The sequence below is a fragment of the Cupriavidus sp. 01L45 genome, from assembly GCF_056399885.1.
In genome coordinates, this window is sequence record NZ_JBFTSG010000028.1 from 72872 (window position 1) to 86510 (window position 13639).

Genomic DNA, 13639 nt, shown 5'->3' on the forward strand with positions numbered 1-13639 from the left:
CGTCTGGCGTCTCAGGTCAGCCTGATCTGCGCTTCGCGGATCAGCGCGCCCCATTTGGCGTGCTCGGCACGAATGTGCGCGGCGAACTGCGCCGCGGTCTGCGGCGTCGGCACGCTGCCTTCCTGCGCCAGCTTCTGTTGCACGTCCGGGCGCGCCAGCACCCTGATGGTCGCCGCGCCCAGCCGCTCGGTGACATTGGCGGGCAAGCCGGCGGGGCCGACCAGGCCCAGCCACGTGGTGGCCTCGAAGCCTGCGAATCCTTGTTCGGCCACCGTCGGCACTGCGGGCAGGGAAGGCAGGCGCTTCGCCGAGGTCACAGCCAGCGCGCGGATCTTGCCGGCCGACAACTGCGGCATCACGGAAACGGTGTTGCCAAAGTAAGTGTCCACCTGGCCGCCGAGCAGGTCGGTCATGGCCGGGCCGGCGCCCTTGTACGGCACCTGCAGCACACGCACGCCGGCGCGCCGCGCCAGCATCTCGCCGGCCAGGTGGCCCACGGTGCCGTTGCCGGCCTGGGCGATGCCCATATCGCCGTTGCGCGCCCTGGCCGCCTTGACGAAGTCGGCCAGCGTGCGCAGCGGCGAGTCTTGGCGCACCACCAGCACCACGGGCTGTTCCGCCACGCCGGCGACCGGCGTGAAATCCTTCAGGGGATCGAACGGCATCTTCGGGTACAGCGCGGGGTTGATCGCCAGGTTGGCGGCCTGGCCCATGCCAATGGTGTAGCCGTCCGGCGCCGATCTGGCCACCGCGTCCAGGCCGATATTGCCGCCCGCGCCGGGTTTGTTGTCCACCACCAGCGTCCAGTGGTCGGTCAGGGTCAGCTTCTCGGCGACCAGCCGCGAGGTGGTGTCGGTGCCGCCGCCGGGCGGGAACGGCACCACCAGCCGGATGGGTTTCTGTGGCCACGTGCCTTGCGCACGGGCGATGCCGGCGGTGGCCAGCGCCATGGCGGCGGTGGCCTGGAGGAAATGGCGTCGTTGCATGTTTTGTCTCCTGTTTTTCTTGGCACCCGCGCGGGCGGTGCCGCGCCGGATTCAGACCGGCAGTCCCTTGGCGCGCAGCGCCGCGTCGAACCGTTCGGGGTCCGAGGTGCCGGCGGCGTTGTCGGCGCGAATCCGCGCTTCCTTCTGCAGGTGGGCGCCGGTGCGCTGCAGGATCTCGGCGGCCTCCGCGGCGGGCACGGCGATCACGCCGTCCGCGTCGCCCACGATCAGGTCGCCCGGCAGCACGGCCATGCCCGCGCACGAGACCGGCACGTTGATCTCGCCGGGGCCGTCCTTGCTCGGGCCGCGGTGGGTGTTGCCGCGCGCGAAGATGGGCATGCCGTCTTCCGCCCATTCGAGTACGTCGCGCACCGCGCCATCGATCACCAGCCCGCCGAGCTGTCTGGCCAGGCAAGTGGTGCGCATCAGGCCGCCGACCAGCGCCTGTGTGACGTCGCCTCCGCCGTCGATCACCAGCACATCGCCGGGGCGGACCATCATCAGCGCCTTGTGGATCATCAGGTTGTCGCCGGGGCGCACGCGCACGGTGACGGCCGGCCCGCACAGGACGGTGTCCGGCCGGCTGTGATAGGGGCGCAGGCCGATGGTGCCGATATTGCGGCTCATGGCATCGCCGATCGCCGCCACCGGCATTTCGCGGAAGGCGGCGACGAGATCCGGCGCGGGGCCGGCGGCGCAGGGGTTGATGCGGTAGCCCGCGGGCCATGCCTTGTTGCCGGCTTCGGTGCTGCTTGCTTCGTTGCTCATCCAGGTCTCCTTCGTGTCTTGCTGTCGGTTGGGGGCGCGCTGTCACGCGCTGAGGGCATCCGGGGCGCCGTCCAGCACCTGCGGATTGACGCAGGCGGTGGCCGCGGGCGGCGTGCCCTGCAGGAAGCCGAGCACATTGCGCGCGGCGCCGCTTGCCATCGCGGCCAGGGCGGCCGGCGTGGAGCCGCCCACATGGGGCGTGAGGACGATGTTGTCCAGGCCGCGCAACGGGCTGTCGGCGGGCAGGGGCTCGACCGCCATGGTGTCCAGTCCGGCTGCGTAGAGCTGGCCGCTTTGCAGCGCCTGCACCAGCGCCGGCTCGTCGACCACTTCGCCGCGCGCCGTATTGAGCAGGATGGCGCCGTGCCGCATGCGCGCGAACTGCGGCGCGCCGATCATGTTGCGGGTGTGGCTGTTCAGCGGTACGTGCAGGCTCAGCACGTCGCTGGCTTCGAGGAGCGCATCGAGCGTGCCGACAAGGGCCACGCCCTCCACGGGGCTGGCGTGCCCGGCCAGGGCCGGGTCGAAGGCAAGCACCGGCATGCCGAGCGCCAGGCATACGCCGGCGACCCGTTGCGCGACCTGCCCGAAGCCGACCAGGCCCAGCGTGCGGCCATGCAGCTCGATGCCGTCCTGCGCGCGCGACCACCGGCCGGCCTGGATCTCCCGGTCCATCCACGCCACGCGCCGCGCCGCCGCGAACATCAGGCCGAGCGTGAGTTCGGCCACCGACGGGGCATTGGCACCGGGCGTGACGTAGACGGGAATGCCGCGCGCGGTTGCGGCTTCCACATCGATGTTGCTGACGCCTACGCCGTGCTTGGAGATCACCTTCAGCGTGGGGCATGCCGCGATGGCCGCACCGCTCAGTGCGACGGTGCGGGAGATGACGGCGTCCACCGGTTCGGTGGCGAGGATGCGCGCCACCTCGCCAGCGTCATCCGCATTGGCAAGATAGAGAATCCGCGAACCGGCCGCTTGCAGCAGGCGGGCGCCGGCCGGGGCCAGGCGAGGAGCGGTGACGAAAACGGTATATGGCATGGAGATGGTCAGCTGGCGATTGGACAATCGGCGTGCGGCCGATGCGGTGCTGAATTCTTGTCCTCACGACAGATTCCGTCCAGCTTATAATTTTTGGAATTCGTTAAATATTAGTAATCAATCAAGGCTGCCCCCGGCAGCGCACTCCACAGACCCCACAGACTCCAGGCACTCCATGGACCTCCGCGATCTCAAGTACTTCCTTGCCGTGGCCAGCGCGGGTAACTTCCGGCGCGCGGCAGAACTGGTGCACCGCAGCCAGCCGACGCTCACCAAGGCCATCGACCGGCTGGAGGCGTCGCTCGGCGCCGGGTTGTTCGAGCGCGATGGCAGGGGACAGAAGCTCAGCGCGGCCGGTATCGCGCTGCGGGCGCGCGCAACCTTGCTGCTGCAGGAAGCCGACCTGTTGCGCGACGAGGTAAGCGCGATAGCGCGCGGGGTAGCCGGCACGGTACGGCTGGGCAGCGGCCCGCTTGGGGCGGAATACCTGCTGCCCCGCATCTGCAGCATGCTGCTGCGGCAGGCCGCCGACGTGATGCTGCAGCTCACGATCCGCAACAACTACGAACTACGCGACGAATTGCGCGAGGGGCGTCTGGACGTTGTGCTGGGCTTCGTGCCGGAAGAGGAGGAGGAATTCCGCTGCGAGACGCTGCTCAAGGACACCGTGGTCGTCGCGGCAGCGAAGGGCCATCCGATCCTCAAGACGCGGCGCGCCACGCTGGAGTCGCTCGCGGCTTGCCAATGGGCCCTGCCCAACCGCGCGGTGGCAAGCCGGACCTGGCTGGACCATGCCTTCGAGTCGCGCGACCTGCCCCGGCCCGTGGTGCAGATCGAGACCAATTCGATCCCGCTGATTCCCCGCGTGGTGGCGGACACAGAATTGCTGACCTTCGTCTCGCGGCGCACCTTGCGCGCAAGCGGCGGACAACTGCAAGAGGTGCCCCTGGCGGCGGCCACGCTGGTGCGCAATTTTGGTGTGACGTATCGCAAGGACGTGCCGCTATCGCCGGTGGCGGATCGCCTGATCGGCTTGCTGCATGACCATGGGAGCAGCTTGTTCAACAAGGTGGATTAGAACGGCGGCGCGGGCGCGGGAGGAAAGTGGAACATACTGCGGCTTTCGCCCGGCTGCGCTATCCGGACCATTATTTCCCGCGCATCGCGCATCGCGGCGAGCGATGTCCGATGCGCGGCTGGAATTCCGAGGGAGAGGTTGTGAGCGATCAGCCCTTGTCGTCCTGGCAGTACATGCCGGGCCCGCCCCTTGCGCGCTTGCGCTCCTGGGGCTGCACGCTGTCCGGTTTCAGCGAAGACCTGGGGCGAACCGTGCGGCGCGTGGAAGTGGTCAGTCCGCGCATCAAAGTGGTGATCGGCTTTGGCGCCGGTTACCTGCTTGGCGCGGGAAAGAACCAGCGCCGCCACCAGGCGTTCGTTGTCGGCAACCCAGCCGGGCCCACCACGGTGGAGCACGATGACGCGCAGTCCTGCGTCGAAGTCGAGTTGCCGCCGTGGGCGGCTTACAGCCTGTTTGACGGCGCGTCGGATGTCCTTGCCGGCGGAGTTGTCGATCTCGCGGACATCTGGGGCAGCGAGGCGGGCCTGCTGGCCGAGGCGCTGCATGGGGCGCCCGCATGGGAACGGCGTTTCGAGATCGTCGAGCAGGTCCTGGCGCGGCGCCTGGGGGCGCCCCGCAGGGCCGTGCCCGCGGCGCTTCGCTGGGCATGGGAAGAACTCGAGCGCGAGCAAGGGAGCGTCCCGGTCCGGCAACTGTGCGACAGGATCGGATGGAGCGGACGACACTTCGCGGCATGCTTCAAGTGGCACCTGGGCGTGGGTCCGAAGGCCGCGGCGCGGTGCATTCGTTTTGGCAGCGCCCACGGCCTGATGTCCTCGGCGCCGGGCATGGCGCTTAGCCAGGTTGCCGCGGCATGCGGCTATAGCGACCAGAGTCATTTCACCAGGGAATTCCAGGCGTTTGCCGGATGCTCGCCAGCCGCTTATGCGCAGGCCGGGTTCCCGGATGCGCCGGGGAAGCCCGCATCATTGCTGGATGCATAGATAGTCCATGCGGACGCAGGTCATTTTTATTCAAGACCGCATCCGCCGCCAGGCCAGATACTCCGGATTCAACTTCAGCGATCAAGGAGTGCCATATGACTGGCAGCGTGTCTTATCTTGAGATCGGCGGGCAGGATGCCCGCGTCTCGCAGGACTTTTTTCGCCAATTATTCGATTGGCCCTTCCAGCCCACCGAGCTTGCCGGTGAAGGCTGGTTTCGGGCACCGTCGATCCGCGTCGGCTTGCATGGCAATGATCCGGAGCCACAGGTGCTGGTCTTTTTCCGGGTGACGGACATGCTTGCCGCTGTGTCCAGGGTGAAAGCCCTGGGCGGTCACGCCGATGACGCCGGGCCCGGTGAACCCGGGTTCGGTCTGTTCCGCATGTGCCGCGATCCGCAAGGGGTGAAATTCGGCTTGCACCAGTCCGTGGCCGCGTAGGAGCGCGCGGCTGGCGCACCTGGATTTGCATGCGGCGCAGCTACGGGACCGGAACGTCAGGTGCCGGCTGCCGTTTGCCGCCCGCTCGCGCTTGCGCGGCGCTGAACCACGGCCCCGGCCGACGCCTCGTTCTGGAAAAATGGCGGCAGCGTTCGATATCCCGGCTGCCGGGTTGTTCATTCTTTTGGCTGAGGGGCGTGCATACATCGACCTCCTATAATCCCCTGGCGCAATCGCCGCGGAAATGATAGACGAAGTATGTGGTTCAACCATCAGACGTTCTACACAGCCTATGAGCAGGCGTTCGCGCCGCTCTCCGCGCCGAAGCTGTCGGGCCTGGACAGGCTCCTCGGTTTCGTGCAGCTCGATCCGGACGTCGTGGACGTTCGCTGGGTCGCCTACATGCTGGCAACCGTGAAGCACGAGTGCGCGGATAGCTGGCAGCCCATCACGGAGTTCGGAAAGGACTCGTATTTTCTCCAGTACGAGCGTCCGCCGAAGGCCGGACCACTTGGAAATACGCAGGCCGGCGACGGATTGCGGTTCAAGGGCCGCGGTTACGTGCAAATCACCGGGCGCGGGAACTACGGAAAGCTGAGCAAGCGTCTGGGACTGGGCACCTCGCTTGTCGATGACCCGGAGCGGGTCCTGGATCCTCTGACTGCCTATCGGATCATGTCCATCGGGATGCGCGAAGGTGTATTCACCGGGAAAACGCTATCCGCCTACCTCACGGGTGACAAGACGGACTACGTGAATGCGCGGCGGATCATCAACAGGCTCGATCAGGCCGACAAGATCGCTGGCCATGCGGAGCGCTTGCAGGATTGCCTGGAGGGAGCGCTTCAGAGTTGACACGAGTTAAGGCCGGCAAGGCTTGGCAGGTATCGGCAGGAAGCGGGCGTGCCGTCTGGATGGGGGCGGATTGGCAAAATCGCATAGAATCCGCCGGAACCTGTTACCGGATGCCTGCAATGCGCCATCGTCCTGCCGCAAGACTTCTCGTCCTCAGCCCGGCGCGAAGACTGCTGCTGTTTCGTTTCACCCACCGGCAGGGGGCGCTGGCTGGCCAGGACTATTGGGCTACGCCCGGAGGAGGCCTGGAAGCCGGCGAGACTTTCGAAGCGGCGGCGATTCGCGAACTGCGCGAAGAGACGGGGATCCGGGTCGACGCGGTCGATGCGCCGGTGAGCACGCGTGAGGTCTCGCTGCAATTGCCTGACGGAGAACATGTCCTGGCGGTCGAGCGGTATTTTGTCGTGGCGGCAAATGGCGAGGCGCTGTCGCGTGACGACTGGACCGACAATGAAAGGAGCGTGATCGCGGACCACAAGTGGTGGTCGCAGGCGGAGTTGGCCTCGACCACCGAGACCGTATGGCCGGAAGGGCTGGTTGGCATCCTGAAGGCCGCGGGAAGGTTCTAGCCGCCATGCGTATCGGGGGTGCGGCAGCGGCGYCCCCCGATACCTCTTCTTCCCTCAGAACAAGGTATAGCCACCATCGATGACCAGCGTATCGCCCGTGTGATAGCGGGATGCCGCGCTCATCAGATAGATGGCGATCCCGCCGAAGTCGGCCGGCTCCCCCCAGCGGCGCATCGGCACGCGCTTGCCTACCATTTCCTGGAACGCCGGATCCGCCTGCCCCCTGGCGGTCATGTCGGTGGCGATCCAGCCCGGCAGGATGGAATGCGCGCGGATGCCGTGGCGCGCGTACTCCACGGCCAGCGCACGCATCATCGATATCAACCCGCCCTTGGTGGCGGCATAGTGCTGGTTGCGCGCGGCCCCTTCGATGGCCGCCACCGACGCGGTGCCAACCAGCACGCCGCCGTCGCCTTGTTCCAGCATGTGCCGCGCGGCGGCGCGCAGTGTAAAGAAGGCCCCGTCGAGGTTGACCCGCAGCACGCGATGCCAGTCTTCCGTGCCGAGCGTCTCGAAGCGGGCGCCGCGCGCGCCGATTCCCGCGTTGGCAAAGCAGCCGTCTACGCGGCCCAGGGTCGCGACCGTTTCGGCGAAGGCGGCTTGCACCGCGGCCTCGTCGCCCACATCGCAAACTGCCGTGTGCACCCTGCGGCCGTGCGCGGCCAGGCGCGCGGCCGCGTCGGCATTTTTCCGGGCGTTGGTGCCCCAGATCGAGATATCGGCACCGGCCGCCGCCATGGCATCGGCCATGCCGAGTCCGATTCCACTATTGCCGCCCGTGACGAGGGCAACCTTTCCGGTCAGGTCAAAAGCTGTGTAGGTCACGACGCTTCCTTAGCCAGGATCAGGGTTCCTCCCTGCGGCGATCCGGCAGGGAACCTGCAGCAGTGTCGCGAGCGCGGTGCGCCCGTGCGTCGTCCAAAGAGACGAATCTGCGCGCCGGGCGCCTTTCCACGGCTTTACCGACATCGAGGGCTGCCGGCCTGACGCCTGGCGCAATAAAAAAAGCCATTCCGAAGAATGGCCTTTTACACCCCGCGACATCCACACCTCGTAGATCCTGCCCCGTTGGCTCTCTGGCCTGTGTAGGCATGCCGGATCACGCTGCGAAGATCGGCAAACAAGTCGTTCCAGGCGGCAATACCGCTCATGGTCCAGTTGTCAGATCTATTAACTTATGCACTGCGACTTGTCACGCGACGGATCATACGTATTCTTGTTGATACAACGTATAGAGAATAGCCCCCATTTTTCCTCTCTGTTCTCGGGTTCGTCCTCGTTCGCTTGTGCCTTGCCCCCTCCGGGGCAGCGCGGCAGATGCATGGCGTTAGCCAAAGATGCGCGTGTCGGCCGCTGCGTCGTCCCGCTTTGGCAGGCGCTCGCGGAGTAGCCGTTCCAGGTCGCAGATGCGGTGATCGACGCGGGTCTGTTTCCGGGCACGCCGGATCGCGAGTGCTGTACAGAGCACGGCGGCAAAGGTGCAGCATAGCGCGGCGAGGCAGATTGTCTTGCATAGGGATACTCGGACTTCTGTGGGCGCCATGGCGCTGTCGGGCGCGGGCAGCGCCAACATGCGGCGTGGCGCAGCCCGCCGCTCAGGGAATAACGGCAGCGGCACGCAAATTTTTAGTTCGGTGGCGGCGCATCTCCGGGTCTGTTTTGCCTATGATTTTTCCATAAGCGTTGCGCAGGCCATGCATCCGGAGCGGCCACAAAGCCGTGCGCACGCGGGTCTGGCGTTGCTTCGTGGCAACGAGCCCGCGCCCGCCGGCTTGCGCCGCCGCCCCCGATAGCCAGCTTGCCGGCCGTGCGGGCAAGGCCATTGCCATCCTCAGTGACATCGCCGCAGCAATGCCTGGTGCGCTAGCCCACGTTCTATTCGCACGGCCGCGGGTAGGCTCCATACGTCGCGGGCAGGTCTGACCCACCTGTTCGCGCTTTGCGCCTCGCCTATCCCCCGGTGGGCGAGGCGTCTTTCTGCACCGGCAGCGTCGCGCCGACAGCTTTCGGGCTTGTTCCGCGGCGGAACAGCATGTTGCCTGTCGATTTCGGAGCCGATCCCAATGCTCGTCGGAAAGGATTTTTTCTTCGTGGTGCGCCATGCACCGCTGGTCTCGATCGACCTGCTCGTCACCGATGCGCACGGCCGTGTGCTGCTTGGCCGGCGCCGTAACCGGCCGGCGCAAGGTGTGTGGTTCGTGCCGGGCGGGCGCATCCGCAAGGACGAAGGCCTGGACGCCGCCTTCCGCCGCATCGTGGCGGACGAACTGGGCGTCGCCGGGGCCAGGCGTGGCGATGCAGTCCCGCGCGGCGTGTTCGAACATCACTATGCGGACAACTTTGCCGGCGAACCCGGCGTTACCACGCACTATGTGGTGCTTGCCTATGCCTGGACCCTGCCGGGTGGCGAGCCGGACGGGAAGCCGCCAGGGCAGCCCGATCAGCACAGCGCGTACTGCTGGATGGCGCCGGCCGAGCTGCTTGCCCGCGACGATGTGCACGAATATACCAAGGCCTATTTCCGCTGACAGGCCCGGCAAGCGGCGTGGCCGGGGAGAACCGTCCTACCAGGTACAGATGCCCCAGTCCGTGAAAAGCGGCATCTCCAGTCCGAGCGCCGCATCGGTCACCGCATGGACCTGCACGAAGGGCCGCTCGGATTCCACCTTGCCGAAAATCGCCGCGAAAGGAATCTCTCCCGCGTCCCGGCCCGTGCCGATGCGCAGCAGGCCGGTGGGAATGGACGTGCCGGAGGGATCGGCCAGGTACCATCTTCCCGACAGGAAGACTTCGACAAAGGCATGGAAATCCGGCGGCCCGAGAGCGGGATCGGCGCCGTAGTCCAGGCTGCTGGAAATGCGCGCGGGAATGCTCAGGGCCCGGCAGATCGCAATCATCAGGTGCGCAAAGTCCCGGCACACACCGGTGCGTTCGACAATCGTATCCACGGCCGAGGTGCGCTCGTTGGTGGACTTTGACAGGAAACGCACGTGGTTGCGCACCCATTCCCGGATCGCGACGATACGGGTGTATCCCCACGGAATGGCGCCGAACTCCCGCAGGGCAAATTCCATCAGCCGGTCGGATTCGCAGTATCGGCTCGGCGCCAGGTAAGGCAGCACCTCGAACGGCAGTAGCGCGACCGGGACCTCCGACAAGGTCGATGGCTCGTCGAGGCGATGGTCGATATCGACCACGGCTTCATAGTGAATGGCCAGATGTCCCTTCGGCGCGCGCAGCCGGATCAGCCGGTTGCATAGCATCGGGTCGTTGTAGTGATCCATGCGCAGCACGGGCGGTAGCGTCAGGCGCTCGGAAACGACCGTCTGGCGGGCGGTACGGGCGGCTTCGATGTTGAAGAGGAAGTCCGCCTCGGCATCCAGGACTTCGTAGGACAGGTCGACCGAGTATCGAAGACGGTTCATTTGATGTCCCTCCTTTTTTTCCGCGCTTTCCGCGCGGCACAACCGGCGCTTGGCTTGAAGAATAGTTTGTGACAAGTTCAACGGATCGCCACTTCCTGCCGTTAAGCGGTGTATCGTGCCCGACCATGGTCACCGGCACTCAGGGGAAAGTCCAGTGAATCCGTTGAAAGCGCTTTGGTGGTGTCCGCTGTCCTTGCTGAGCACCATCACGGTGCCGTCTCCCGAGCCGGGGTTCGAGATGCATGCGGCGGCGGCCGCGTCGGCGGAGCCGAAGGACCGGTTGGACCGGAACCGCGGTGCCGACGGTGCCGACGGTGCCGACGGTGGCGCGGCGCTTCGCGTCCCGGCGAACTAGCCCGGGCGTCGCGTTCGCCACCGGGCAGGGCTTCGAGGCGTTCGCGCGCGTTTGGAGGCGGGGTATCGGCGGGGCAGGGCGCTCGCCTGCATCATTGCGCGCCGTTATTCCCGGGTTGTGGCGTTCAGGCGGCGCGCGTGGTGCTGCCCGAGCAGGCCGATGGAAGCGGCGTAGTTATAGAGTTCCAGGTCGCCACGTAGCCCGAGCCGGCGCATGGCCGACATTTTTTGCGTACTGATGGTCTTGATGCTGCGCCCGAGGCTGACCGCGATCTGGCTGACGGACATGCCGGACAGGTAAAGCCGGATCACCTCGACCTCGCGCGGGCTGAGCGGCCCGAACCGGGCTCGCAGGTCAGCGGGCGGGCCGATGCTGTCCAGCAGCCGCTGTATCGCCGGCGACAGGTAGCGCACGCCGGCGAGCAGGTGTGCCAGCGCCTTCGGGATATGGGATGCGTCGTCGAGCTTGCTGACCACGGACAAGTGGTCGAAGCCGACCAGCTCGCTGATCTGCTCGGGGTTGTGCAGCATGGTGAATACCAGGATCGCCAGTTCCGGGTAGCGGCGGCGCACGAACTCGATCATGTGCAGGCCATCGCCATGGGCGCCGCCTGGCATCGCATAGTCGGTCAGCAGGATCTCGCAGGGCTGCCGGCTGAGCAACGCGAGGATCTCGGTGGAGTTCCGGGCAATGCCGGCGATTTCGACGCTTTCAAACTGCGCGAGCAAGCCGCGCAGGCCCACCAGCATGACGGGATGATCGTCGGCGATGACGATGCGGGATTTGGAGAGCGAGACGTCGGCCAGCATGGGCTCATATCCATGAGTACGTCGGACGGGATGGCTTGCGCCGCGCGAGCCGTTCCAGCTGCGCGGGTGGCTCCGGCGCCCCGGTTGCGCAAATTGGGGTGATATCGCTCATGGCTTGCTTCCGTGTTCTCCCGCCCAGGCCGCGTTACGCCAATGGCAGTGCGGCTGACGGTGGTCAATGGCGGCGCGGGGCGCCGGCGAAAGTACTGTTTTGTGACTGCAGACTGTATCGCCGACGGCACGGTGCTGGTTTGCGAAATTTCCGCATTTTGCGTCCCGCCATGTCAGTGATCCATGTCATTGGTCGCTTTCAGGCGTGCCGCTGCGGAATATGCCGTGGCGGTCGGCCTCGGGCGACGGTCAAGGGGATAGTGGGGATATTGTGTCTTTTGCGGAATTTTCAGCAGCTTGATTCGGAGCATTCGGCGGTCCGGGCAAGACCCGGGTTTCGTGCCGACCACGCAAAAGCGGGACCGGGCTCCGGGGTGCTCGTGGAGAAGAGGGGGAGTGACCAAGGAAAGCAGAACATACTTCGACGATGGACTCAGCGCGGAAGTAGTCGGCGAGATCCTTTTTGGCATCGCGGTCTGCCTGCGTCCAGCGCAGGATTTTCTCTCCTTAAACGCAATTCACGATTCATTTTTATCAGTGAACGTCCAGCCTGAGCCCTGGCTGTGAAGGCGCGATTCGAGGTTGCGGGAGCCCTTCTTTAGGAAATTTCCGATAACTTGCTCGGAAATTTCTGGCCGGCTGTAGCGTAAATTCGCCACATAATCCGCGCTCCACCTTTTGATTATCGGTGTGTCCCGGCGCAGGTGAGTTCCTTGTTGGCTTTTTTTGGGGAGAATGCGAGTGGCAACTATCTTGGTCGTCGACGATCACCCGGCACTCCGCCTGGTGATCAAGGCCCAGTTGTCGCAAGTGCTGGGGGTCAGCCATATTCTGGAAGCGGACAATGGCCAGGCTGCAATCGAAGCCGCCAGGCAGTTCCAGCCGGATCTCGCCGTCCTGGACCTGGATATTCCCCGGATCAGCGGCCTTGACGTGATTCCACGCCTGAAGCTGATCTACCCGCCGATCCGTATCCTGGTGATTTCCGGACAAGACCAGGCCACGTTCGCTCCTCGGGTGAGGCACGCTGGTGCCCAGGGCTTCGTCAGCAAGATGCAGGACATGAAGGAAATCGTGCGCTGCGTCGAAGCGGTGATGGCCGGCTATACGGTGTTTCCGGAGATGCGCTACGAGCGCGAACTGCCGAAGGTTGCACAGCTGGCGGACGAAGAGCGGCTCGCTCGGCTGTCGGACAAGGAAATCGTCATCCTGCAGTTGCTGGCCAGGGGCTTTTCCAATAAAGCAATAGGCGAACTGCTATTTATCAGCAACAAGACGGTGAGCAGCCACAAGACCCGCATCATGGGCAAGCTGCAGGTCAGCTCGCTGGTGGACCTGGTCGATTTCGCCCGGCGATATCGCCTCACACCGGCGCAATGACGCCAGCTTGTGGCCACTTGCTGACAGTGGCTCAACAAAATGCAAATGTTCCCGAAGGTAATTTCATGATCCGCGCGCTATTACTCAGCACTACCGAGAGTGGCGTGCAAGCGTTGCAAATCAGCGGACTCGCGACCGTGCTCGCGGGCCTGGGGTTTTCCGTCGAGCACAGGGATGCGGCCGAGCCGGATGCCGGTCCCGCGCAAACCGAGCGTATCCGGCTGGCGCTTGTCTGGCTTGCGCATGACCATGAGGGCGAACCGGCTCGCAGTGACTTCGGCCTGTCGCCGGATAGCCTGCTGTTTGCGGTGGTGCCGGCCGATGCCGGCAAGCGCGTAACCCATGCGGCCCACGGCGCGGCCTTCGATGCCACGCTCACCGCGCCGGTCAATGCCAGTTCACTGGCGCGCGCGCTGGCTGAACACGGGTTTGTCGCGGTGTCGCCGGACGAATGCGCGGCCGTCGGCGCCTTGCTCGATACCCTGGCCGGCGGCGACGCGGATATCGTCAGGGATCTGGTGGACAGCCTGGTCGACACCAACCGCATCGATCTCGCCATGATGCACGCCGCGCTGACGGACGGCGCGTGGCAGCGGTTCGACAGTGGTGCTCATCGGATCAAAGGCTCGGCCCGGATTCTGGAGTGCGCGGCGCTGGTGACACTATGCGGACGGCTGGAAGCCGTTGCGCAGTTCGGTGATCTGGCCGCGGCGCGGGCGTTGTTGCCGATTCTCGCCGCGACGGTGGAGCATCTTGAGGCTTCGCTGCTGGCAATGCGGCCGCCGCCCCGGGCGGCGTGAGGGTTTGGGTGTAGGGGTTGGAGTCAACTTCGACGTCAA

16 protein-coding genes are annotated in these 13639 nt (G+C 65.6%); 10 read left to right on the forward strand and 6 right to left on the reverse strand.

The window, feature by feature from the left end; translation table 11 throughout:
* Positions 1-11: 11 nt before the first annotated feature.
* Genes AC1DT6_RS19945 through AC1DT6_RS19955 form a run of 3 tightly spaced genes read right to left on the reverse strand, consistent with a single transcriptional unit; the run spans position 12 to position 2795 of the window.
* Positions 12-986, reverse strand: a complete 975-nt coding sequence (locus AC1DT6_RS19945; RefSeq protein WP_441625238.1) for a Bug family tripartite tricarboxylate transporter substrate binding protein — start codon at positions 984-986, stop codon at positions 12-14.
* A gap of 51 nt (positions 987-1037) precedes the next feature.
* A complete protein-coding gene (locus AC1DT6_RS19950) occupies positions 1038-1754 on the reverse strand; it encodes an RraA family protein (RefSeq protein ID WP_441625240.1) in 717 nt (238 codons plus the stop codon).
* A 42-nt stretch (positions 1755-1796) separates the two neighbouring features.
* Positions 1797-2795, reverse strand: a complete 999-nt coding sequence (locus AC1DT6_RS19955) for a hydroxyacid dehydrogenase (RefSeq protein WP_441625242.1) — start codon at positions 2793-2795, stop codon at positions 1797-1799.
* Between the two features lie 175 nt (positions 2796-2970).
* On the opposite strand from AC1DT6_RS19955, the gene AC1DT6_RS19960 reads away from it, so the two are divergent.
* The 5 genes from AC1DT6_RS19960 to AC1DT6_RS19980 all read left to right on the forward strand — a co-directional run bounded on the left by AC1DT6_RS19960 (position 2971) and on the right by AC1DT6_RS19980 (position 6720).
* A complete protein-coding gene (locus AC1DT6_RS19960) occupies positions 2971-3873 on the forward strand; it encodes a LysR family transcriptional regulator (protein ID WP_441625244.1) in 903 nt (300 codons plus the stop codon).
* A 26-nt stretch (positions 3874-3899) separates the two neighbouring features.
* On the forward strand, positions 3900-4856 hold the full coding sequence (locus AC1DT6_RS19965) for an AraC family transcriptional regulator (RefSeq protein ID WP_441625246.1): 957 nt from the start codon (positions 3900-3902) through the stop codon (positions 4854-4856).
* Between the two features lie 95 nt (positions 4857-4951).
* Complete coding sequence (locus tag AC1DT6_RS19970) at positions 4952-5296, forward strand: VOC family protein (RefSeq protein ID WP_441625248.1); 345 nt, start codon at positions 4952-4954, stop codon at positions 5294-5296.
* Positions 5297-5554: 258 nt separating this feature from the next.
* Positions 5555-6151, forward strand: a complete 597-nt coding sequence (locus AC1DT6_RS19975; RefSeq protein WP_441625250.1) for a hypothetical protein — start codon at positions 5555-5557, stop codon at positions 6149-6151.
* Positions 6152-6270: 119 nt separating this feature from the next.
* Entirely contained in the window at positions 6271-6720 is a 450-nt protein-coding gene (locus AC1DT6_RS19980) for an NUDIX hydrolase (RefSeq protein WP_441625252.1), read from the forward strand.
* A 54-nt stretch (positions 6721-6774) separates the two neighbouring features.
* On the opposite strand, the gene AC1DT6_RS19985 is transcribed toward AC1DT6_RS19980, so the two are convergent.
* Complete coding sequence (locus AC1DT6_RS19985; protein WP_441625254.1) at positions 6775-7545, reverse strand: SDR family NAD(P)-dependent oxidoreductase; 771 nt, start codon at positions 7543-7545, stop codon at positions 6775-6777.
* A 1238-nt stretch (positions 7546-8783) separates the two neighbouring features.
* Between AC1DT6_RS19985 and AC1DT6_RS19990 the strand changes: the two genes are divergently transcribed.
* Complete coding sequence (locus tag AC1DT6_RS19990; protein ID WP_441625258.1) at positions 8784-9248, forward strand: GDP-mannose mannosyl hydrolase; 465 nt, start codon at positions 8784-8786, stop codon at positions 9246-9248.
* Positions 9249-9284: 36 nt separating this feature from the next.
* Here the strand turns inward: AC1DT6_RS19990 and AC1DT6_RS19995 are convergent, their stop codons facing one another.
* Positions 9285-10145, reverse strand: coding sequence for a transglutaminase-like domain-containing protein (locus tag AC1DT6_RS19995; RefSeq protein WP_441625260.1), 861 nt, complete (start codon positions 10143-10145; stop codon positions 9285-9287).
* Positions 10146-10299: 154 nt separating this feature from the next.
* Here AC1DT6_RS19995 and AC1DT6_RS20000 point away from each other — a divergent pair, with 154 nt between their 5' ends.
* Positions 10300-10500, forward strand: a complete 201-nt coding sequence (locus AC1DT6_RS20000) for a hypothetical protein (RefSeq protein ID WP_441625262.1) — start codon at positions 10300-10302, stop codon at positions 10498-10500.
* A 104-nt stretch (positions 10501-10604) separates the two neighbouring features.
* Here AC1DT6_RS20000 and AC1DT6_RS20005 read toward each other — a convergent pair whose 3' ends face one another.
* Positions 10605-11309 carry a response regulator gene (locus tag AC1DT6_RS20005; RefSeq protein WP_441625264.1) on the reverse strand — a complete coding sequence of 235 codons (705 nt, stop codon included), beginning with the start codon at positions 11307-11309 and terminating at the stop codon, positions 10605-10607.
* Between the two features lie 507 nt (positions 11310-11816).
* Between AC1DT6_RS20005 and AC1DT6_RS20010 the strand changes: the two genes are divergently transcribed.
* The 3 genes from AC1DT6_RS20010 (at position 11817) to AC1DT6_RS20020 (ending at position 13600) form a co-directional block, all read left to right on the forward strand.
* Positions 11817-11987, forward strand: coding sequence for a hypothetical protein (locus tag AC1DT6_RS20010; RefSeq protein WP_441625266.1), 171 nt, complete (start codon positions 11817-11819; stop codon positions 11985-11987).
* A 174-nt stretch (positions 11988-12161) separates the two neighbouring features.
* Positions 12162-12800: a response regulator gene (locus AC1DT6_RS20015; protein ID WP_441625268.1), complete on the forward strand. Its 639-nt coding sequence runs from the start codon at positions 12162-12164 to the stop codon at positions 12798-12800.
* A gap of 104 nt (positions 12801-12904) precedes the next feature.
* On the forward strand, positions 12905-13600 hold the full coding sequence (locus AC1DT6_RS20020; RefSeq protein WP_441625270.1) for an Hpt domain-containing protein: 696 nt from the start codon (positions 12905-12907) through the stop codon (positions 13598-13600).
* Positions 13601-13639 lie beyond the last annotated feature (39 nt).

Bases quoted from the DNA above. Each gene is read 5' to 3' on its own strand.
- AC1DT6_RS19980 (WP_441625252.1), top strand. From the start codon at position 6,271: ATGCGCCATCGTCCTGCCGCAAGACTTCTCGTCCTCAGCCCGGCGCGA.
- AC1DT6_RS19960 (WP_441625244.1), top strand. From the start codon at position 2,971: ATGGACCTCCGCGATCTCAAGTACTTCCTTGCCGTGGCCAGCGCGGGT.
- AC1DT6_RS19950 (WP_441625240.1), bottom strand. From the start codon at position 1,754: ATGAGCAACGAAGCAAGCAGCACCGAAGCCGGCAACAAGGCATGGCCC.
- AC1DT6_RS19995 (WP_441625260.1), bottom strand. From the start codon at position 10,145: ATGAACCGTCTTCGATACTCGGTCGACCTGTCCTACGAAGTCCTGGAT.
- AC1DT6_RS19945 (WP_441625238.1), bottom strand. From the start codon at position 986: ATGCAACGACGCCATTTCCTCCAGGCCACCGCCGCCATGGCGCTGGCC.
- AC1DT6_RS19975 (WP_441625250.1), top strand. From the start codon at position 5,555: ATGTGGTTCAACCATCAGACGTTCTACACAGCCTATGAGCAGGCGTTC.
- AC1DT6_RS20005 (WP_441625264.1), bottom strand. From the start codon at position 11,309: ATGCTGGCCGACGTCTCGCTCTCCAAATCCCGCATCGTCATCGCCGAC.
- AC1DT6_RS19955 (WP_441625242.1), bottom strand. From the start codon at position 2,795: ATGCCATATACCGTTTTCGTCACCGCTCCTCGCCTGGCCCCGGCCGGC.
- AC1DT6_RS19970 (WP_441625248.1), top strand. From the start codon at position 4,952: ATGACTGGCAGCGTGTCTTATCTTGAGATCGGCGGGCAGGATGCCCGC.
- AC1DT6_RS19990 (WP_441625258.1), top strand. From the start codon at position 8,784: ATGCTCGTCGGAAAGGATTTTTTCTTCGTGGTGCGCCATGCACCGCTG.